Annotated in this window: 19 protein-coding genes and 1 riboswitch; of the genes, 8 read left to right on the top strand and 11 right to left on the bottom strand. The window is 43.2% G+C overall.

Annotated features, from left to right (window positions below):
• Positions 1-19 precede the first annotated feature (19 nt).
• Complete coding sequence (cspD, locus tag EXZ60_RS02775) at positions 20-241, bottom strand: cold shock domain-containing protein CspD (protein WP_013857087.1); 222 nt, start codon at positions 239-241, stop codon at positions 20-22.
• 473 nt (positions 242-714) lie between these two features.
• Between cspD and clpS the strand changes: the two genes are divergently transcribed.
• Positions 715-1035: an ATP-dependent Clp protease adapter ClpS gene (gene clpS / locus EXZ60_RS02780; RefSeq protein ID WP_010319243.1), complete on the top strand. Its 321-nt coding sequence runs from the start codon at positions 715-717 to the stop codon at positions 1033-1035.
• Between the two features lie 42 nt (positions 1036-1077).
• Positions 1078-3348, top strand: a complete 2271-nt coding sequence (gene clpA, locus EXZ60_RS02785; protein ID WP_277435249.1) for an ATP-dependent Clp protease ATP-binding subunit ClpA — start codon at positions 1078-1080, stop codon at positions 3346-3348.
• A gap of 142 nt (positions 3349-3490) precedes the next feature.
• Here the strand turns inward: clpA and infA are convergent, their stop codons facing one another.
• From infA to aat, 3 genes are all read right to left on the bottom strand, one after another.
• Entirely contained in the window at positions 3491-3709 is a 219-nt protein-coding gene (gene infA, locus EXZ60_RS02790) for a translation initiation factor IF-1 (protein ID WP_006075347.1), read from the bottom strand.
• An 81-nt stretch (positions 3710-3790) separates the two neighbouring features.
• A complete protein-coding gene (locus EXZ60_RS02795) occupies positions 3791-4489 on the bottom strand; it encodes an arginyltransferase (RefSeq protein ID WP_277435250.1) in 699 nt (232 codons plus the stop codon).
• A 2-nt stretch (positions 4490-4491) separates the two neighbouring features.
• Entirely contained in the window at positions 4492-5208 is a 717-nt protein-coding gene (gene aat / locus EXZ60_RS02800) for a leucyl/phenylalanyl-tRNA--protein transferase (RefSeq protein WP_277435251.1), read from the bottom strand.
• 205 nt (positions 5209-5413) lie between these two features.
• Between aat and aroA the strand changes: the two genes are divergently transcribed.
• Entirely contained in the window at positions 5414-6694 is a 1281-nt protein-coding gene (aroA, locus tag EXZ60_RS02805; RefSeq protein ID WP_277435252.1) for a 3-phosphoshikimate 1-carboxyvinyltransferase, read from the top strand.
• Between the two features lie 60 nt (positions 6695-6754).
• On the opposite strand, the gene EXZ60_RS02810 is transcribed toward aroA, so the two are convergent.
• Positions 6755-7006 carry a YciN family protein gene (locus EXZ60_RS02810; protein WP_013857082.1) on the bottom strand — a complete coding sequence of 84 codons (252 nt, stop codon included), beginning with the start codon at positions 7004-7006 and terminating at the stop codon, positions 6755-6757.
• 520 nt (positions 7007-7526) lie between these two features.
• Between EXZ60_RS02810 and topA the strand changes: the two genes are divergently transcribed.
• The 4 genes from topA (at position 7527) to EXZ60_RS02830 (ending at position 14423) form a co-directional block, all read left to right on the top strand.
• A complete protein-coding gene (gene topA, locus EXZ60_RS02815; RefSeq protein WP_277435253.1) occupies positions 7527-10157 on the top strand; it encodes a type I DNA topoisomerase in 2631 nt (876 codons plus the stop codon).
• A gap of 658 nt (positions 10158-10815) precedes the next feature.
• Positions 10816-12033 carry a glucose-1-phosphate adenylyltransferase gene (gene glgC, locus EXZ60_RS02820; RefSeq protein WP_096036297.1) on the top strand — a complete coding sequence of 406 codons (1218 nt, stop codon included), beginning with the start codon at positions 10816-10818 and terminating at the stop codon, positions 12031-12033.
• A gap of 1 nt (position 12034) precedes the next feature.
• On the top strand, positions 12035-13489 hold the full coding sequence (gene glgA / locus EXZ60_RS02825) for a glycogen synthase GlgA (RefSeq protein WP_019282197.1): 1455 nt from the start codon (positions 12035-12037) through the stop codon (positions 13487-13489).
• Positions 13490-13622: 133 nt separating this feature from the next.
• Entirely contained in the window at positions 13623-14423 is an 801-nt protein-coding gene (locus EXZ60_RS02830; protein WP_019282196.1) for an alpha/beta hydrolase, read from the top strand.
• Here EXZ60_RS02830 and EXZ60_RS02835 read toward each other — a convergent pair.
• From EXZ60_RS02835 to torD, 5 genes are all read right to left on the bottom strand, one after another.
• Positions 14420-14737: a DUF2007 domain-containing protein gene (locus EXZ60_RS02835; RefSeq protein WP_081244899.1), complete on the bottom strand. Its 318-nt coding sequence runs from the start codon at positions 14735-14737 to the stop codon at positions 14420-14422. The genes EXZ60_RS02830 and EXZ60_RS02835 overlap by 4 nt on opposite strands.
• 8 nt (positions 14738-14745) lie before the next feature.
• The gene (locus EXZ60_RS02840; protein ID WP_026028026.1) at positions 14746-15426 is read right to left on the bottom strand and encodes a TVP38/TMEM64 family protein; all 681 of its coding nucleotides are present in this window, start codon (positions 15424-15426) and stop codon (positions 14746-14748) included.
• A 149-nt stretch (positions 15427-15575) separates the two neighbouring features.
• Complete coding sequence (locus tag EXZ60_RS02845) at positions 15576-16163, bottom strand: TfoX/Sxy family DNA transformation protein (protein WP_013857073.1); 588 nt, start codon at positions 16161-16163, stop codon at positions 15576-15578.
• 114 nt (positions 16164-16277) lie between these two features.
• A riboswitch (cyclic di-GMP riboswitch) is annotated at positions 16278-16363 on the bottom strand.
• A 161-nt stretch (positions 16364-16524) separates the two neighbouring features.
• Positions 16525-17532: an HTH-type transcriptional repressor PurR gene (gene purR / locus EXZ60_RS02850; RefSeq protein WP_010319453.1), complete on the bottom strand. Its 1008-nt coding sequence runs from the start codon at positions 17530-17532 to the stop codon at positions 16525-16527.
• A 272-nt stretch (positions 17533-17804) separates the two neighbouring features.
• A complete protein-coding gene (gene torD / locus EXZ60_RS02855) occupies positions 17805-18449 on the bottom strand; it encodes a molecular chaperone TorD (protein WP_064625014.1) in 645 nt (214 codons plus the stop codon).
• A gap of 286 nt (positions 18450-18735) precedes the next feature.
• On the opposite strand from torD, the gene torR reads away from it, so the two are divergent.
• A complete protein-coding gene (gene torR / locus EXZ60_RS02860; RefSeq protein ID WP_017044659.1) occupies positions 18736-19449 on the top strand; it encodes a two-component system response regulator TorR in 714 nt (237 codons plus the stop codon).
• Between the two features lie 125 nt (positions 19450-19574).
• Here the strand turns inward: torR and elyC are convergent, their stop codons facing one another.
• Positions 19575-20399 (bottom strand): envelope biogenesis factor ElyC, encoded by an 825-nt coding sequence (gene elyC / locus EXZ60_RS02865; RefSeq protein WP_096036300.1) that lies wholly within the window; start codon positions 20397-20399, stop codon positions 19575-19577.
• Between the last annotated feature and the right edge of the window lie 52 nt (positions 20400-20451).

The following is a 20451-nucleotide window of genomic DNA, read 5'->3' on the forward strand; positions in this document are numbered from 1 at the left end:
AATACACGTTTGGCAGCGATTATTTTGCAAGTTGACCTTCGATTGGAACAACAGCGCTAGCGTGATAACCTTTCGGCCCCTGTTCAATCTCGTAGGAAACTTGTTGGCCCGCTTTGAGTGTGCGGTAGCCTTCCATTTGAATGGTTGAATAGTGAGCAAAAATATCGGTATCCTCACCTTCTGGACAAATAAACCCAAATCCTTTGGCGTTGTTAAACCATTTTACTGTACCTGTAGCCATGCTTTACATCCCTCATTGCATTTTAGTTACTGATGTTGTTATCGAGAAACTTATCCTAAAAACGTTACCCGAATGTGAATATCAATTCAGCCGCTGCCAAATTTTTAGTCACTAATTGACCAATGTAGTCAATGATTCGGCGCAGTCAATAGGCAAAAGGTATGATACTCGACATATTTGCAAATAAATCACTTTTCAGGTTTACATTGTTGTAACGATTAAATAGGGCGTTAAGAATGAAATAGTTAAAGAAAGCAGTTGCTTTTGTTTTCTTTTTAATCAACTACGCCGTTGATAGTTCGGAATAGCAATGTTTTATTTGCAGCGATACAATTGCTGCATTAGTCTCTAAGTAAGGGTTGTTTTTCAACTGTGTCGGTAGCACTAATAACATTAATAGATTCCAACGACACAATGGTTACTGAGAGGCACACGGTTCCACTAGGTAGAGAAGCACTCTAAATACGGTCATCATGAGTAAACATTTTGAATGGGTGACTCCAGACTCAGATCTTCTGGAGAAAGAGAAGACAGCAATTAAACCACCAGCGATGTACAACGTAGTTCTTAATAACGATGACTACACGCCGATGGAGTTTGTGATTGAAATCCTTGAGCGATTTTTCTCGATGGATATCGACAAAGCAACACAGATAATGCTCAAGGTGCATTATGAAGGGAAAGCAATTTGTGGCACGTTCAGTGCTGAGATTGCAGAGACCAAAGTAGCTCAAGTTACTTTGTACTCAAGGGAAAATGAGCATCCACTGCTTTGTACTATGGAGCAAGCGTAGTCGCTTGCTGGAGCAACAAAGTGGTTCCTTAAGGAGGTACTTATGCTTAATAAAGAACTAGAGTCGAGTCTAAACGGCGCGTTCGCTCGAGCGCGAGACAAAAGACATGAATTCATGACCGTCGAGCACCTCCTACTTGCGTTATTGGAAAATGATGCAGCCAGAGAGGCCTTATTAGCCTGCCAAGCGGATTTGGATGCCTTACGCCAAGAGCTTGATGTTTTTATTGATCAAACCACACCTCTTATTCCTGAAAGTGACGAAACACGTGAAACGCAACCTACATTGAGTTTTCAACGTGTGCTGCAACGTGCTGTGTTTCATGTGCAATCCTCTGGCCGCAATGAAGTCACCGGGGCGAATGTACTGGTTGCAATCTTTAGTGAGCAGGAGTCACATGCGGCTTACCTACTGAAAAAAAATGACATCAGTCGCTTGGATATCGTCAACTACATTTCGCACGGCATCACTAAAGCTTCCAGCGCAAGTGATAATTCAGCCTCTTCCGACTCTTTTAGCAGCGAATCAGCTGATGAAGTCAGTTCTGATGAACGTTTGGAAAGCTTTGCCAGCAACCTCAACCAATTGGCAAAGCAAGGGTTGATTGATCCGCTAATTGGGCGTGATAAAGAGCTAGAACGAACCATTCAAGTGTTGTGTCGTCGCCGTAAAAATAATCCGCTGTTAGTGGGAGAAGCGGGAGTCGGTAAAACGGCGATTGCGGAAGGGCTGGCGTGGCGCATTGTGGAAGGCCAAGTGCCTGAAATCATTCAAAATAGCGTTATTTATTCACTGGATATCGGCTCATTGCTCGCCGGAACCAAGTACCGTGGCGATTTTGAAAAGCGTTTTAAAACCATTTTGAAACAGCTTGAAAAAGAGCAAGACGCGATTCTATTTATTGATGAAATTCATACCATCATCGGTGCGGGTGCGGCTTCTGGTGGCCAAGTTGATGCGGCTAACTTAATCAAACCGCTGCTTAGTAGTGGCAAATTGCGTTGCCTCGGTTCAACAACTTATCAAGAGTACAACAACATCTTTGAAAAAGAGCGCGCGCTGGCTCGCCGTTTTCAAAAAATCGATGTGGTTGAGCCATCGTTGGATGACACTACTAAGATACTTATGGGCCTGAAAACAAAATATGAAGCGCACCATGATGTACGTTACACCAATAAAGCGTTACGTGCGGCCGTAGAGCTTTCGGCAAAATACATCAATGAACGTCATTTGCCAGATAAAGCGATTGATGTGATTGATGAAGCGGGTGCGCGTTCAAGGTTGGCACCTGCAAGTCGCCGCAAGAAAACCGTTGGAGTGGCCGATATTGAAGCGATGGTTGCTAAAATGGCGCGTATTCCAGAAAAATCGGTCTCTTCTTCCGATAAAGACATTTTGCAACACCTTGATAGAAAAATGAAAATGTTGGTATTTGGACAAGATGACGCTATCGATGTATTGAGTGAGGCGATCAAACTCTCACGCGCTGGCTTAGGTGCCGATAATAAACCGGTGGGATCATTCTTGTTTGCTGGCCCAACGGGTGTGGGTAAAACGGAAGTGACCGTTCAGTTATCGAAGCTACTTGGCATTGAGCTGCTGCGTTTTGATATGTCTGAATATGGTGAACGCCATTCAGTGAGTCGTTTAATTGGTGCTCCTCCTGGTTATGTTGGGTATGACCAAGGTGGCTTGCTAACTGATGCTGTGATTAAACATCCACATTCAGTGGTGCTACTTGATGAGATTGAGAAAGCGCACCCTGATATTTTCAACTTGCTACTTCAAGTCATGGATAACGGCACTTTAACGGACAACAATGGACGAAAAGCGGATTTCCGTAACATCATTTTGGTGATGACAACCAACGCAGGTGTTGCAGAGACAGTGAAAAAATCGATTGGTCTTATCCAACAAGACAATAGTTTTGATGCGATGTCGGAGATTAAGAAAGTATTCACACCCGAATTTCGTAACCGTTTAGATAACATCATCTGGTTTAATCGTTTGGATGAGCGTGTAATCCATCAAGTGGTTGATAAGTTTATTGTTGAACTACAAGCTCAACTCGATGCGAGAGGTGTATCGCTAGAGGTTTCTGAGGATGCTCGTCATTGGCTTGCTGTGAAAGGCTACGATATTGAGATGGGCGCTCGTCCTATGGGCCGCGTGATTCAGGATAAGCTGAAAAAGCCATTAGCGAATGAGTTGTTGTTTGGCTCGTTGGTCGATGGTGGCACAGTGAAAGTGGATTTAGATGGTGAAGAGCTTAAGTTTAAGTACATTGGTTCTCGTGAAGAAGCGGTTCACTAATCGGTAATCCCGATGCTTATCACCTAATAACAAAAGCACGCTGAGGCGTGCTTTCTTCTATGCATTGCATTTAATCCAGTTCTATAAGTAACAAAAAACGGAGCATTTAGCTCCGTTTTTTGTTGCGTTCGAAAATCAGAGATTAACGAGCACGGAAGACGATGCGGCCTTTAGTTAGGTCGTATGGAGTCATCTCTACAGTTACTTTGTCACCAGTAAGAATACGAATGTAGTTCTTACGCATTTTACCAGAGATGTGAGCTGTTACTACGTGGCCGTTTTCTAGCTCAACACGGAACATTGTGTTTGGAAGAGTATCAAGGACAGTGCCTTGCATCTCAATTACGTCTTCTTTAGCCATTTAATCCTCTTTAGAAACTTGGCGATTTTTAACGGACGCATTCTGCCGCTAAAAGATAAATATGTAAAGTTGGGGCGTATTCTACCCTTGCCAACGTTGATTTACTAGCTTTTGATGGCGCTCAAAGCGTACTTTGTAGTTCATTGCTGGGCATTCATCAATTTGATAACCCAAATATAACCATTGTTTCTGTGTGGCTTGGCAATATTGCAGTTGAAATAAAACGCCAAGTGTCCCGAGTGACAGATCTGACTCTGGATCATAAAAGGTATAAAAGGCGCTGGCACTGTTTTGTAAAATATCCGTCACCGCAATCGTGACCAGTTGTCCGTTTTGATAAATATGCAGGTATTGAGTATCTAGCCAACGACAAGCGGAAAAGGTTTCAAACTCCTGCTCGTTGGGAGGGTACATGCTGCCCTCTTTATGTCGCGCTTCAATATAGCGGGCATAGAGTGCAAACCAACCCGAATCCATGGTCGGTTTCAGCTGCCACTGAAAAGCGTGTGCCTTTTTGAGTAACCGCTTTTGGCTGGTTGATAGCTTGACTTGGTCAACAAAAACACGCAATGCTTGGCAGGAGTTGCAATTGTCACAGTGAGGTTTGTAAATGGTATCCCCACTGCGTCGAAAACCATTTGCGAGTAGAATTTCATAATTCTCAGGCGATTGCATGGCGGAGTCTAAAGTCACAGCGACACGTTCTTGCCTATCTTTTAAATAGCTACAAGGGTGGTTATTGGTTAAACCGATGCGTATTTGCTGTAAATCTGAGCTCATGGTTATCCTTCATTAGGCAAGGTGATCCACTGGGGTGTAAAGCAGCGCTCATCGACAGAGCTATCTCTAAAAGATAGCAAGGATTTGAGAAAATCGTCGCGCTCTAATTCGAAAGCTCCCAATGATGCCAGATGCGGATTCATCACCTGACAATCAATCAACTGTCCACCGTGTGATTGAAAATGCTGGCAAAAATACCAAAGCGCAATTTTTGATGCATTGGCTTTGATACTAAACATCGACTCACCGCAAAACATTTGGCCCATTTGTATGCCATAGAGTCCGCCGATCAATTTATCTTCTTGCCACACCTCAACCGAATGACAATGGCCTGAAGCCGCAAGGGCGAGGTAGGCGCTGCGCATCTCTTCATTTAGCCAAGTTTGATCTGCGGGTCTTACGTTGGCGCAACTTGTAATTACCTCTTTAGTTGCATGGTTAAGGCTTATTTTATATTGATGTTTTCGCTGGAATTTTTTAACGCTTTTAGCTGGAGAAAAAGTTTGTGGGTTAAACACAGCTCGCGGAGCGGGGCTCCACCAAAGAATAGGCTCTTGTGGGCCATACCAAGGAAAAATTCCGTGTCGATAAGCATTATAAATACGTTCTGGTTGTAAATCTCCACCAAACGCGAGCAGTCCATTTGGCTCTTCTAGCGCCTCATCAGCGGAAGGAAAAGAGAAATCATCAAGCGCAAGTTGAGGAAGGTAAATAGTCATGTTCGATCCGATCTGGGTTAACCATCAAGATAAGGCCACGGAATGAGGATAGTAGGGATTTTTCAATAGTTTGCCAATCATTACTATCAGGCCATATTTGTACTGGAGTTCGCTTTTATTTTTAGATAGGCTGCAAGTACGAAGAATTTTCATTTTCCCAGAGCAAACAGGAGCTCTTTGGAAGATGCAAGGAAACACAACTCGAATGGAAAGCCTCACGTTACAACCAATAAAAAAAATTAATGGGCAAGTCAATTTACCCGGTTCCAAAAGTGTCTCAAACCGAGCGCTACTGCTTGCCGCTCTGGCAAGTGGTACGACTAAGCTAACGAACTTGTTAGACAGTGACGACATTCGCCACATGCTCAACGCACTAGCAAAACTTGGTGTGGAGTATCGTTTGTCAGACGACAAAACGGTGTGTGAGATAAAAGGTTTGGGTCGGCCTTTTAGCATAGAGCAATCTGTTGAGCTGTTTTTAGGTAATGCAGGGACGGCAATGCGTCCACTTGCGGCAGCATTAGTTCTTGGACAGGGTGAATTCATTTTGACTGGTGAGCCGAGGATGAAAGAGCGTCCAATCGGTCATCTCGTTACGGCGTTACGTGAAGCGGGCGCTGATATTGAGTACCTTGAAAACGAAGACTTCCCGCCGTTAAAAATTACGGCAACCGGCCTTAAAGCTGGAACCGTGGCGATTGACGGTTCAATCTCGAGTCAATTTTTGACCGCCTTTTTAATGGCTGCACCACTGTCTGATGGTGAAATGACGATCAACATCGTCGGTGACTTGGTCTCAAAGCCCTACATTGACATCACGTTACACATCATGGCGCAGTTTGGTGTAAAAGTGATCAACCATAACTACACTCAATTTGTGATCCCAGCTGGGCAATCGTATGTTTCTCCTGGGCAGTTTTTGGTGGAAGGAGATGCATCCTCTGCTTCTTACTTCCTCGCGGCGGCGGCTATCAAAGGTGGCGAAGTAAAAGTTACTGGTATTGGTAAAAACAGTATCCAAGGAGATATTCAATTTGCCGATGCGCTAGAAAAAATGGGCGCAGTCATCGAATGGGGGAATGATTATGTCATCGCTCGTCGTGGAGAGCTTAATGCGGTTGATCTCGATTTTAATCACATTCCTGATGCGGCTATGACCATTGCGACGACCGCATTATTTGCCAAAGGCACCACAGCCATTCGCAACGTATATAATTGGCGTGTTAAAGAAACTGATCGTTTAGCCGCAATGGCGACGGAGCTGCGTAAAGTGGGTGCAGAGGTTGAGGAAGGGGATGATTACATTATCATCACACCACCAACGTCATTACAGCATGCGGCAATCGACACTTATGACGATCATCGAATGGCGATGTGTTTTTCGCTGGTTGCACTGAGCGATACCGCAGTGACGATTAATGATCCTAAATGTACTTCGAAAACGTTTCCTGATTATTTTGAAAAGCTTGCGCAACTAAGCCACTAGGCATTGAGCGTTTAAACCCAATAATGAAAAGCCTCGAATGAGGCTTTTTTTCATCAAGAATTACGATTGAACGAGAGTAAATTGCTTTGATAAATGCAAGGCAAGGTACTTGAACATGTTAAATACCGCAGTGGTATTAGGTGTTGGCAGCCCCTTGTCGTCTAAAAAGTAGTTGCCTTTAAAAACTAATACATCCTCTTTTTCTTCAACGCTATCGGCGCGCATGCCAACGATATAAGCGTCATGCTCTTGAATGATTTGGTTTGCAATAAGTAACAAATCAAATTCAGTAATAGATTGTTTTTCGCTCATCTTTTACGGTCCTATGAGTAGATGTGCGAGGATAGTGCCGTAAAAGGGTAGGTAATTTCAATGATTTCAAATAGAATTCGGCGCAAAATTCGATGGAGTGGATTCTCAAGCTTTGACCAAAGAGAGAAGTCATGTCTAAGCTTAGTCAAGAAAGCCGATTTTTTATGCAATGAGAATGTGTGACTTACGGCATATTTCATTGGATTTATTTCGCGAACTGATAATACTCACTTTAGTATGAGCGCCAAAGCAGGTTTAGTAGAGTGCTGCAGCAATGAAAGTCAAGCTCACAAGTACCACAGGATTCGATTTTAAACTTCTCAATTTAGGTTGGAAAGCTGGCGGAGAATAGGCCACTGAGCTCTGGTTGCATTTTGACCAATTATTGAGTGGTTGAATTTTATTTTTAAAAAACATGTTGATCTTCTTGTTAACTGGCTCGATAGTAAAAAAAGAAGCAATAATTTAGAACGTCATGCGATTTACTTTCGCGTAATGATTAAGGGCATTTGAGTCAATTATGGGTAAATCACTCGTTATAGTGGAATCGCCAGCCAAGGCTAAAACGATCAATAAATATCTTGGTAAAGATTTTATTGTTAAGTCGAGCGTAGGGCATGTTCGTGATCTTCCAACCGCAGGTCAAAGTACCGCTAAAAAAGCAACGCCTAGTTCTTCTTCAAAGAACCTTAGCGCTGAAGAGAAAGCACGCTTGAAAAGCGAGAAAGACCGCAGTTCGTTAATTAAGAAGATGGGCATCGACCCTTATCACGGCTGGGAAGCGAATTACCAAATTTTGCCGGGTAAAGAAAAAGTAGTGGCGGAATTGCAAAAGCTTGCCAAAGATGCCGACTGCATTTATCTCGCAACCGATTTGGACCGCGAAGGAGAGGCCATCGCTTGGCACCTTCGTGAGATCATCGGTGGCGATGAACAGCGATACAAACGAGTTGTATTTAACGAAATTACTAAAAATGCAATCCAACAGGCCTTCCAAACGCCGGGTGAATTGAATATCGACGGTGTAAACGCCCAACAAGCGCGCCGTTTCATGGACCGTGTGGTGGGTTTTATGGTCTCTCCATTACTTTGGAAAAAAGTGGCGCGTGGCTTGTCTGCGGGTCGCGTCCAATCGGTGGCGGTGAAATTACTTGTTGAGCGTGAGCGTGAAATTAACGCGTTTGTCCCTGAAGAGTTCTGGGATATCCATGCTGATACGAAAACGCAAGATAAAACGGATTTCCGTCTGTTGGTCGCGCAAAAAAATGATGTAGCGTTTAAGCCTGTCAACGAAGCGGAAGCTAAATCAGCGGTTTCGATTTTAGAAAAAGCTTCTTACGAAGTGTGTAAACGTGAAGACCGCCCAACCAGCAGTAAACCTTCCGCTCCTTTTATCACCTCGACGTTACAGCAAGCAGCCAGTACTCGCTTGGGTTACGGAGTGAAGAAAACGATGATGCTAGCTCAGCGCTTGTATGAGGCGGGTTACATCACTTATATGCGTACCGATTCAACCAACTTAAGTGCTGAAGCGGTCGAAGCGGTTCGCAGCTATATTGGGAGTGAGTTTGGACAAGCTTACTTACCTGAGAATCCGTTAGCTTATGGAAGTAAGCAGGGCGCTCAAGAAGCGCACGAAGCGATTCGTCCATCCAGTGTGGATGTTAAAGCCGATGATTTACAAGGTATGGAAGCGGATGCTCATAAGCTATACGCGCTAATCTGGAATCAGTTTGTTGCTTGCCAAATGACGCCAGCTCAATACGATTCGACCACTGTGAGCGTGAAAGCGGCAGAATTTACCCTTAAGGCGAAAGGTCGCATCCTTAAATTTGATGGTTGGACACGAGTTCAACGTCCAATGGGTAAGAATGAAGACCAAATTTTACCTCCAGTGAAAGTGGGCGAAACGTTGTTATTGCAAACGTTAGATCCAAAACAACATTTCACTAAGCCACCGGCACGTTATACGGAAGCTGCGCTGGTAAAAGAGCTTGAAAAGCGTGGTATAGGCCGACCATCGACGTATGCATCTATCATCTCTACCATTCAAGATCGCGGCTATGTGAAAGTGGATCAGCGACGTTTTTATGCTGAGAAAATGGGTGAAATCGTCACTGATCGCCTGGATGACAGTTTCAATGACTTGATGAACTATGACTTCACCGCGCGAATGGAAGAAAAGCTGGACCAAATTGCAGCAGGATCTGCAAATTGGAAAGGAGTCTTGGACGATTTCTTTAAAGATTTCACTGCAGATTTAGAAACGGCTGAACTGGATGAAGAACAAGGTGGTATGAAACCCAACCACATCGTGATGACCGACATTCAATGTCCGACATGTTCACGTCCAATGGGAATTCGTACAGCCTCTACAGGGGTGTTCCTCGGTTGCTCTGGTTATGCACTGCCACCTAAAGAGCGTTGTAAAACCACCATTAACCTAGGTGACGAAGAAGGCGTCATCAATGTCTTGGAAGAAGATGTTGAAACAGCTGCACTGCGCGCTAAAAAACGTTGTCCTATCTGTGAAACGGCGATGGATGCGTACCTAATCGATGACACACGTAAAATGCATGTGTGCGGGAACAATCCGAACTGCGAAGGTTACGTTGTAGAATTCGGTGAGTTTAAAGTTAGAGGCTATGATGGCCCAGTTGTCGAGTGTGACAAGTGTGGGTCAAACATGGTACTGAAAAATGGCCGTTTTGGTAAGTACATGGATTGCACCAGCGATGACTGTAAAAATACGCGTAAGATCTTAAGAAGCGGCGAAGTTGCTCCACCAAAAGAAGATCCTATCCATTTCCCTGAATTGCCTTGTGAAAACTCGGATGCGTATTTTGTACTGCGTGATGGCGCTTCAGGCCTGTTTCTTGCGGCGAGCAATTTCCCGAAATCTCGCGAGACACGTGCGCCATTGGTTGAAGAATTGGCTCGTTTTAAAGAGCGCCTAGCACCAAAGTATCAATACTTAGCGGATGCGCCTGCACATGATCCTGATGGTGTGGCGGCGGTTGTACGCTTTAGTCGTAAGTCAAAAGAACACTATGTACGCACTGAGATAGAGGGTAAACCCTCAGGTTGGACGGCGTTGTTCGATAATGGGCGGTGGGAAATTACCGATAAGCGTAAAAACGCTAAAAAATAGCCTTTAATGTGATCAATGCGAAAAGGTAGCCTTCGGGCTACTTTTTTTTGGCTGGAGTTTGAGCAAGTTCAATTATTCATATAATTCATAGTGAATTTATCGCCAATATTTTGACATTTGTCGAGTAAGACAGTAATGATGAACTATCCACAAGCGATACGAGGTATTGTCGGATGTTAAGAACCATTCTCATAAAACTAATCTATTCTGTCAGCACCTTGCTATCAGCTCATGCTACTTAATAACTGAAATCAAAATATTTGGTTTAATTAATACTTATGTCTTTAACCTAGTAAACATAGCGTCATAAATTCGTTGTATTTTTAATAAAAAGAGAGTGTATATAAAATTAAGAATGCATCAATAAAGTGAATAAAAATGATTAGTTAATACATTGTTATGTTTATATGTTACACCGAGCTGTAAATGTGAGCTAGGTTAGGAGTTAGCAAACTAAAGGGTTCAGACAAGTCAGAACAGCGTATTTAAAATTGTATTATTTCTTTAATTCGATAACGTATAAACAACCGATTGCATTTAGGGTGGTGAGGGAGTTTCATACAGCCCACTGCAAGTGGTCAATAAGGATAGCATCCATACATCCCCTGTAAATTAAGGTATGGAATGCAAATATAAGAATGAAATAAGGAGAATTAAAATGGCTGGTGTTTTAGGAATGATCCTTGCTGGTGGCGAAGGCTCGCGCTTGATGCCTTTAACGGAATCTCGTAGTAAACCTGCAGTGCCATTTGGTGGCAGTTATCGTTTAATCGATTTTGCTTTGAATAATTTTGTAAACGCGGATTTGATGCGTATCTACGTGCTTACACAATTTAAATCACAATCGTTGTATTTACATATGAAGAAAGGCTGGAACCTTTCGGGCATCACTGATCGGTTTATCGATTCAATCCCCGCACAGATGCGTGATGGCAAGCGCTGGTACGAAGGTACTGCGGATGCTATCTACCAGAATATTCGTTTTATTGAACTCTCTACCCCCGACCAAGTATGTATTTTTGGCTCTGATCATATCTATAAAATGGATATCCGCCAGATGCTCGATTTCCATAAACGTGTAGACGCAAAACTGACCGTTTCTGCGCTGAGAATGCCGCTGAAAGAAGCGTCTCAGTTTGGTGTGATTGAAGTTGATGAAGCCGGAAAAATGGTCGGTTTTGAAGAAAAACCTTCCAACCCTAAAGCGATCCCTGGGCACCCAGACCTTGCACTTGTTTCTATGGGTAACTATATATTCGATACAGATAAACTCTGTGCAGAACTGCGTCGTGATGCTGAAGATAATCATTCCAGCCATGATTTTGGCAAAGATATTATTCCTAAACTTTTCCCGGAAGGAGAGGTTTATGTCTATGATTTTTCAACCAATAAAATCAAAGGCGAAAAAGACACAACTTACTGGCGTGATGTTGGTACGATTGAGGCCTACTGGGCAGCGCACATGGATCTATTAGAGCATGATGCCGATTTTTCGTTGTATAACCGTAGCTGGCCTCTCCACACTTATTATCCACCGTTGCCACCTGCAACCTTTGTTGATTCACACGATCGTAAAGTACAGATCACCGACAGCTTGATCTCCGGCGGAAGCTACATTCAAGGTGCGAAGATTTATAAATCGGTACTAGGTTACCGCAGTAACATTGGAGCCAACACTTTAGTGAGTGAATCCGTGATCCTCGGTGATGTTAAAATTGGTGAAGGATGTACAATTAAGCGTACGATTATTGATAAAAATGTCGAAATAGCACCAGGTACTATCATTGGTGAAGATTTAGAACTCGATAGACAACGTTTCCATGTTTCTGATGAGGGCATCGTTGTTATCGCAAAAGGAACAAAAGTTGGATTCTAGAATGGAAAAAATCGATGTTTGGTTTACCGTTTCAGAAGCTCAAGGTTTGATCAAAAGTGGTGGTTTGGCCGATGTGGCCAAAGCACTGCCTAAAGCACTGCAAGAGTTAGGTCATCAGGTAGCTATTGTGCTACCTGCTTATCGTTCTATATTGGGCATTTCAGATGCTCCTGTTGTGCTAGAAACTGAGCTTACCCATTGGCCTCATACTTCATATCTGGTCCGCCAGATGGAGCTAGATGGAGTGGCCGTGTACTTAATTGAATGTGAACAATATTTTGGCCGAGCACAAATGTATGGCGAGAATAACCAAGCGTATGCTGATAATGGTGAGCGTTTTGGTTTCTTTTCAGCAGCTAGCCTAGATGTTTTACCTAAGCTCGGTAAAAAACCACAGATTATCCATGCAAATGATTGGCATACAGGGTTGGTTCCATTTTTGTTGAAAACGCGTTACCAGCATGACGCTTATTTTTCTGATATTAAAAGCGTATTGACCGTTCACAACGCGATTTTTAAAGGTATTTTTTCTTATCATCAATTAGAGATCATCCCAGAATTGAACTTATCTGGCATGGAATTTTTACGCTACGGACACGATCACGTCAGTATGCTAAGAGCAGGGATTGCCTTTGCTGACAAAATCAATGCCGTTAGCCCTAATTATGCTTCCGAGCTGCTAACACCGCTTGGCTCTCATGGGTTAGTAGATGATTTTGTTCACCGAGCTAGAGATTTGCACGGCATCGTTAATGGGTGTGATTATAGCGAGTGGGATCCACAAAACGATGAATTTCTTCCTCTTGGCTACTGTGATGAAGCTGAATCACTTCAAGCGGGCAAACGGGCGAGTAAGCGTATGTTGCAAGAGGAGCTGCAATTACCTCAGCGTGACTTGCCTTTGTTTGGGATGGTTTGTCGACTCACCCACCAAAAAGGTTTCCACTACATTTTACCTATACTAGAGTCGTTCTTACGCAATGATGCTCAGCTCATTATTGTTGGCACAGGAGAGCCTGAAGTTGCTGTTCAGCTACATAAAATGGCGGCGAAGCATGCTGATAAATTTGCGTTTGTTGAAGCTTATAGCAATCGTTTTGCACATTTGGTTGAAGCCGGTTCTGATTTCTTCTTAATGCCTTCAGAATTTGAAGCTTGCGGTTTGAATCAGATCTACAGCATGGCTTATGGCACGCTGCCCATCGTTCGTGAAGTTGGTGGTTTAAAAGACACCGTGCGTGATTATGATAAGTTTCCTGAAGAAGCGACCGGCTTTGGTTTTCATGATCCTTCTCCAGAAGCACTGCTTATTGCAATGCAGCGAGCGATGCTGTTTTATCTTCAACATCCCGAAACTATGTTGGAGGTTCAGCAGAGGGCGATGCGACAAAATTTTAGCTGGCAGGATTCAGCGAAAGAGTACATCAAGATGTATCATCTCGCGTTTCATGACTGATGTTTTTATAACAAGTAAGGCGCTTTGGCGCCTTACTTGTTTAGCCGAACGAGCCCGCATGATTTTTTGCTATTCAGCCCCCGTTTTGTGGTAGTCTTGCGTTTCTCAAATTGAAGCTGATTAACGGTTTTGTATGTCTCATAGCCTACTTTTCCATAAGACCTACCTGCATCCCACCAGTGATGAATGGGTTGTTTTTGTGCATGGTGCAGGTGGAAGTTCATCCATCTGGTTTAAGCAAATCAAAGCGTACCGTGAGCATTTCAACCTGTTATTAGTTGATTTACGAGGTCATGGCAAGTCAAACCAACTGTTTAAAGAGTTGATGGCAAATCGTTACACGTTTAAATCCGTCACTCTTGATATTCTCAAAGTGCTCGATCATTTGAAAATTCAGTCTGCCCATTTTGTTGGAATGTCACTCGGCACCATTATTGTGCGTAATCTTGCTGAAATAGCGACTGGGCGAGTTTGCTCTATGGTTTTGGGCGGAGCGATAACCCGTTTGAATGTGCGCTCTCAAGTGCTCGTAAAGTTGGGTAATTTGAGTAAACACATCATTCCTTACATGTGGCTTTATCGTCTGTTTGCTTACATTGTGATGCCACAACGCAACCAAAAAGAGTCACGGCATCTTTTTATTCGAGAAGCGAAGAAGCTGTGCCAAAAAGAGTTTAAACGCTGGTTTATGCTGACTTCCGAAGTCAATCCTCTGATGAAATGTTTCAAAGAGAAAGAGCTGCCCATTCCCACTCTTTATCTTATGGGAGAGAGAGACTATATGTTCATTCAACCCGTTAAAGACATGGTGGCAATGCATAGACAAAGTGTGTTATTAGAAATCCCAGATTGCGGCCACGTGTGTAATGTTGAACAATCTGAGATGTTTAACCACCACTCAATTGAGTTCATCCGCCAGCATCAGACTCGTTAGTCTGAATCTAAACAACCGCAGTACCAGCAGGCTGCAAACTGCGGCCCATTTTCCTCGTTGCACTGTCCACAAACCCAGTTAGGTTCTTCGTTTATCTCTTCTATCTGATAGGCCAATAATTGTGCTTGAGCCTCGGCGATTTGAGCTTCATCCAACAGCCATATATAGGGCAAGGTTTCTTCTGAAAAAGGGAGCTCTCCACCTAAGCCGTATAAGTTATCGCCTCTCACTTCACAGCGAATATTGAATTGCTGTAAATACTGACAAACTATATATGCCTCTATCGGGTGGTTTGAAACACAAATTTTCATCATTATTCACTTCAGGCGGATGTTGGGTTTTTGTTCAATCTGGCCATAATCCACTTGGTGAGAATAGGAAAAAGACCTAATAGAGCAAATGAAAGCAAAACCGAAGGAGATACAATACCGGATAAGCTTTCAATTTCAGCTAGTTGAGTACCAGCATTCAGATAAACGGCAGTGCCGGGCAGCATACCGAGTTGGCTAATCAGGTAAAAGCGAGCGGTTGATATGGGTGTTAGGCCCATCAATAAATTAATCAAGAAAAAAGGGAAAACCGGAATTAAGCGCAGTGAGAATAGATAAAATGCCCCATCTTTTGCAACGCCTTGATTAATCGTTTGCAGCTTTTGACCAAATTTTGTTTGAATCCATTCACGCAGTAAGAAACGGCTACTCAAAAAGGCGATAGTTGCGCCTATGGTGCTGGCAAAGGAGACAAGCAGTAAGCTAGTCCAAAAACCAAACAGCGCAGCACCCAGTAACGTGACGACCGCCGCTCCTGGGATAGAGAAAGCCGTGAGCACAATATAGAGTGAGAAATAGATCAAAGCAGCGCTGATCACGTTTTGGCTAATGTATTCGTTTAATAGCATTTGCTGTGCTTTGGCATTATCTAACGTTAGATAGTGGCCAAAATTTACAATCAAAAAGACAATAAAGGCAAATAAAGCCAAGCCTAAGAGAAGTTTTTTATTCATGGTATTCCTCAAAACGACATATTTTACTAGATATAGTGAAGAAGACAGAGGAAGTCGAATTTATATTTCAAAACGGGATGAAAAAAAACGCTCGCATGGTGATACGAGCGTATTTGATTATTTAATCGAGATATTTATTTACTCGGAGGTTAAAGGCTTTTCGCTAATTCATCGCGTCGAGATTGTGGGATAACCGACCAATGCTTGCCTTCAATCGCACCTTCAAGGGCCCATAGCAATTCAAGACTGATTGAAGAAGAATGGGTTTGCTGAATCGCTTTATAGGCTTCCAAAGCCCCCTTTGTATGCAAATCCGTTACAGATTCTATTCCTGCTTTCTTAAGCATACGTTCGGTGGCGAGTCGAAGGTTCGGGAGATCTTTTAGGCGTTCTGGCTTCGTTTGGGCTTGAACTTCTCGTTCTTGTTTGGCGATTTCGAGTGCGACAGCAGCATCTCGTAAAATAAGCGAAGGGTTTTCCCAACAATTGTCAGGTAATGCGAAGTATTTTGTGACGACAGGGAACCCACGTTTTTTATAGATATAGGGCTCATAGCCTTGCTCTTTAAAGCGAGAGGTTGATAGATCGTCTGCGCGAATATGAAGTTTATCGTTTACGACCAAAGCAAACATGGTGTCATCGACAAAAATGCCGAAGCCGCCAAACATTGAACGAGACTTAACGCGTCCAAGTTGTTCGAAGAGTCGCATTGAATCTTTAAGTACTGGTTTATCCATGCTGTAAATTCTCGGTGTATGGGAAAAACGCCACCAAAATCAGGTCCGAGAGATTAGCAAACTTATGCAGAAAGAGTGTCAGTAAGGGGTAAACTTAACGTTTGCATATTTGCCATCGGCAACCCCGCTACCTACCGAATAGTCGGTTTAGGCCGGAGGCTTTGCGTCCCATCTTTTCAAATGGTTTGCCCTGTGCGTGACTTCTAATAGTAAGAATATATAAATTTTTGGATGAGCATCACGTTTATTTATTATTTGCGTGATGCTCATTCCAAATTTACTATTATTTAATACGGCGTTCTGTCTCGAATATAGGAAAATCCCTAAAATTGACATTTGTCGCTTGCTTTAAATAATGACACTATTTCGTTATGTTTTTTACTGTGTTGCGTTCAACAATCTCGGGATGCATCTCAAACACACGACGTTCATGCTCTTTGTCTTTAATGCGTTCCAATAGGATTTCAAAGGCGTTTTTCCCTACTCGTCGTTTTGGCTGGTGAACCGTGGTTAACGGTGGCGAGAAATATTCAGCAAGTTCAATATTGTCATAACCAATAACAGACATGTCATCAGGAATACGGATGCCTTTTTGTTGCAAGCGACTCATTAAACCGAGAGCCATTGTATCGTTAAAGCAAAAAACAGCCGTTGGGCGCTTGTCCATGGCGGCGATCTTGTCGGCGGCGAGAACCGCCGTATCACATTCGAAATTACCTTCTAAAATCCAATCGTCATGCGCTTTAAGGCCTGCTTCGGCAAGCGCACGCTTAAACCCTTGAATTCGCTCTTGGCACGCCGCTTTTTCGAAGTGTCCACTTAAGCAAGCAATGTCAGTATGTCCATGATCAATAAGGTATTTGGTCGCGAGATATCCGCCTTCCTCTGAGTTATCAATAATTTTATCGGCTTGAGAACTTTCAGGGCCCCAGTCCATGATAACTTTCGGAATGTCTGAATGACGATCAAGCATCTCAAGCAGTTCTTGGGTGAGGTCCGAGCACATGACCAACATACCATCGACACGTTTTTCCGCTAGCATGCGGATGTAGTCGCGTTGCTTCTCGTAAATACCGCCGGTATTGCACAAAATAAGTGTGTAGCCTTGGCGGTAGCAGTAGCTTTCAACACCATCGATAACCTCAGAAAAAAATAAGTTTGTCGATTGGGTCACTAACATACCAATGGTACGGGTGGTGTTGCATTTTAAGCTGCGAGCGACTGCACTTGGTGCATAGTTAAGCTCTGATACCGCTTCCATCACTCGTTCTTGGGTTGCTTCAGCCACAAAGCGAGTTTTATTGATTACATGCGATACCGTGGTGGTTGATACGCCAGCTAAGCGTGCAACGTCTTTAATCGTAGCCATAAATTCTCTGTCCTGTCGATAACTGCTGAAAGTGATAGTCACGAAGAGCAATTCAGCGGTATTAGGCCTATCGGTGTTATATTGAAGCCTAAAAGTAGTAAAAACACAAAAACCGCCTCTAATCAGCGGTTGCATCTTAAATTCATTTTTTATCGTTTGCGGTCAAGATTCTAGTCCGCAAATGTCCATCAAGCAACGAAAAATCCACCGAATAAATCGGTCAACAGTCACAATTGACCGATTTAGTAATAGGTATTAACTAGGTTATCTCATTAGTTTGATAAATAGTCGCGGTCTAAGTGAAGAAACGCGACCAACAATTCGCTTGCGGCACCGTAAAAACCAAATTGATCAATTTGTTGGCAGCGAAGATGGAATTGTGGGATCCAAGAGAGCAAATGTTGTTCAATAAAATCACACTGCTGTGTAAAGGCTTGTTCAAGGTGTGTCTCTTGTTCAAGCTCATTGGAGCGAATGATCAAGTTACCTAAGAAATCCAGTTCAATCGCAATGTGGTCGGCGGGTTCGTTGAGTGTATCGTTGACTGCAATGTGATGGGCTGCCATCAAATCCGACATTGCTCTGGCTGGTTCGTCATTGAGCAACCCTGATTTTCCAATGTAAATTGAGGCATAGGGTAGCGCGGACTCCTTATTGGATTTTAAAAAAAGATCACAGAAATCGGCTGCGAGCTCAAGCTGTGCGTCTTCTTTGTCTTGCAATCGGTTCAGTGCATCAACTAATTTATCAATGGCAGGTTTAAGTGTCACGTTTTCTGCTAATCCTGAAAGAAATGTGCGAATAGCGGGCGTATAGTATTGCTCTAATTCATGCTCCGAAAGTTCTTTCACAAATAAGCTCGAAAGCCACCAATAAATCTCGGCACGCTGTTCATTAAAAGCTTTGATGTCTTGCATGGTATTGGCTCTCCAAGGGGTGGTTTTGCGACAATCGTTTTTAAAAAGTAATTGATCTAAGTGTAACTAATAAAAATGAATAGCAGTCGCTAAGAAAATGAAAAAATATGAGTGATTTTTTCATTAAGTTAATGGATGTCTGGAAGGTTGTTTTGAATCAATAAACTCTCATCTTTCTTAATTTTAAAAGTGATACGACTAGAATTATGACTATTTATGAATAGAATGGCTTTGTACAGAATCTCGAGCCGAGGTTTGAACATTTCTATAGAGTAAAGTGGTGTAAATGAGCTATCACGTATTAGTAGTTGAAGATGATGCAGTCACTCGCAGCAAGCTAGCTGGATACTTTCAAAGCGAAGGTTATATGGTAACGCAAGCGGAAAGCGGTACTCAGATGAGAGATGCTTTGAAAAACAGCGCGATAGATCTGATTATGCTAGACATTAATTTACCCGGTGAAGATGGTTTAATGTTAACGCGTGAGCTACGCAGCCAATCTGATATTGGCATCATATTAGTGACAGGGCGCACGGATAGCATTGATAAGATTGTTGGTCTTGAAATGGGGGCCGATGATTACGTAACGAAACCTTTTGAATTGCGCGAGTTGCTGGTGAGAGTGAAAAACTTGCTGTGGCGGATCTCGACCGCAAAAAACAAACTGAACGAAGAGAGCGGTGTATCTCACAATACGAATTTAGTGCGCTTTAGCGAGTGGACCTTTGATATCCAGCGCCGAGCGCTGAGCCGTAATGGTGAGCCCGTAAAACTGACCAAAGCGGAATATGAGCTATTAGTTGCCTTGTCGTCATATCCGAATCAAGTCCTTAGCCGTGAACGTATTTTAAATATGATCAGCCATCGTGTGGATGCACCTAACGATCGAACGATTGATGTACTGATTCGACGCATGAGGGCGAAGATGGAGTTTGATCCCAAGAATCCGCAAATCTTTGTGACTGTGCACGGTGAAGGTTATATGTTCGCTGGTGATTAGCTGAGTGGTCGCGTGTGTAAAATTGGCGTTGGGCCGTACCTTTTTATTCCCATGATTTTTTGTAGCCGCGATTATCAAGAAAAACGGAGCACATAAGTGGCTCCGTTTTGGGTTGAATACAATTGCTAATTGCTATTGATGTCCAACTCTGTATCGCCATGCCCGGAGGCCCAATCACGTAAGTCTTGCCACAGCAGCCCTAACGTTTCATACCAGTAACGCTCAGTTTGTTCTAAATAACGCGCTCGAGGAGCGTATTTTTCCCAAGGTTGCTCAATATTCGTTTGCGCTAAGAAATTGGTTGGCGCAGGTATTGGGTCAATACCTGCAGAATTAAACTCTTTTAACGCTCTTTCCATATGACTGGCTGACGTTACCAAAACCAGCCTACGCTGTTGAACAAAGGCGGCGGCTTGTCGTGCTTCTTCCCAAGTATCTTTAGCTGTTTCTAGCAAAATAATATCGGATTTATTCACTCCAAGCGCGAGTGCCACCACGGCTAGCATGCGCGCATGGCTAAATTCCGACCCGCCAGAGTAGCCTGATAAAATCAACTTTGAGCCGGGGTACATACGCATGACACGTATGCCTTCGTTTAAGCGTACCAACGCAGTGCGGCTGAGTTCCGAGGTCGGCGGGATTTGGTCATCCACTACGTGGCCGCTACCTAAAACCATCACATAATCGATGGTGCCATCAACGGGGAGAAAAGCCGAGTATTGTCTTTCCAAAGGCATTAACATGCGCGTTGCAAAGGGTTGGAAAGAGATAAGAAATATCCCCACTAAAGAGAAGAGGACAAACATACAGCCAGTCTTACGTCTGACGGTGAACATTATGAGCATTAATCCGACAAAACCGAGGATTAGCATCGCCGGAAGAGGCATTAATAATGAGGAAACAACTTTTTTCAGCTCAAACATATACAAAATAGTCCGAAAAAACACCACTTGATAATAAAAAGGAACAAAGCCCCTTTATTCCTGCCATTCCTATGACAGA

The organism is Vibrio sp. 1151_11 (assembly GCF_029478525.1).
Lineage (GTDB): Bacteria > Pseudomonadota > Gammaproteobacteria > Enterobacterales > Vibrionaceae > Vibrio > Vibrio anguillarum.

Bases quoted from the DNA above. Each gene is read 5' to 3' on its own strand.
- clpA (WP_277435249.1), top strand. From the start codon at position 1,078: ATGCTTAATAAAGAACTAGAGTCGAGTCTAAACGGCGCGTTCGCTCGA.
- infA (WP_006075347.1), bottom strand. From the start codon at position 3,709: ATGGCTAAAGAAGACGTAATTGAGATGCAAGGCACTGTCCTTGATACT.
- aroA (WP_277435252.1), top strand. From the start codon at position 5,414: ATGGAAAGCCTCACGTTACAACCAATAAAAAAAATTAATGGGCAAGTC.
- EXZ60_RS02840 (WP_026028026.1), bottom strand. From the start codon at position 15,426: ATGAATAAAAAACTTCTCTTAGGCTTGGCTTTATTTGCCTTTATTGTC.
- purR (WP_010319453.1), bottom strand. From the start codon at position 17,532: ATGGCTACGATTAAAGACGTTGCACGCTTAGCTGGCGTATCAACCACC.
- torR (WP_017044659.1), top strand. From the start codon at position 18,736: ATGAGCTATCACGTATTAGTAGTTGAAGATGATGCAGTCACTCGCAGC.
- EXZ60_RS02830 (WP_019282196.1), top strand. From the start codon at position 13,623: ATGTCTCATAGCCTACTTTTCCATAAGACCTACCTGCATCCCACCAGT.
- topA (WP_277435253.1), top strand. From the start codon at position 7,527: ATGGGTAAATCACTCGTTATAGTGGAATCGCCAGCCAAGGCTAAAACG.
- clpS (WP_010319243.1), top strand. From the start codon at position 715: ATGAGTAAACATTTTGAATGGGTGACTCCAGACTCAGATCTTCTGGAG.
- torD (WP_064625014.1), bottom strand. From the start codon at position 18,449: ATGCAAGACATCAAAGCTTTTAATGAACAGCGTGCCGAGATTTATTGG.
- glgA (WP_019282197.1), top strand. From the start codon at position 12,035: ATGGAAAAAATCGATGTTTGGTTTACCGTTTCAGAAGCTCAAGGTTTG.
- EXZ60_RS02795 (WP_277435250.1), bottom strand. From the start codon at position 4,489: ATGAGCTCAGATTTACAGCAAATACGCATCGGTTTAACCAATAACCAC.
- EXZ60_RS02835 (WP_081244899.1), bottom strand. From the start codon at position 14,737: ATGATGAAAATTTGTGTTTCAAACCACCCGATAGAGGCATATATAGTT.
- aat (WP_277435251.1), bottom strand. From the start codon at position 5,208: ATGACTATTTACCTTCCTCAACTTGCGCTTGATGATTTCTCTTTTCCT.
- EXZ60_RS02810 (WP_013857082.1), bottom strand. From the start codon at position 7,006: ATGAGCGAAAAACAATCTATTACTGAATTTGATTTGTTACTTATTGCA.
- glgC (WP_096036297.1), top strand. From the start codon at position 10,816: ATGGCTGGTGTTTTAGGAATGATCCTTGCTGGTGGCGAAGGCTCGCGC.
- cspD (WP_013857087.1), bottom strand. From the start codon at position 241: ATGGCTACAGGTACAGTAAAATGGTTTAACAACGCCAAAGGATTTGGG.
- EXZ60_RS02845 (WP_013857073.1), bottom strand. From the start codon at position 16,163: ATGGATAAACCAGTACTTAAAGATTCAATGCGACTCTTCGAACAACTT.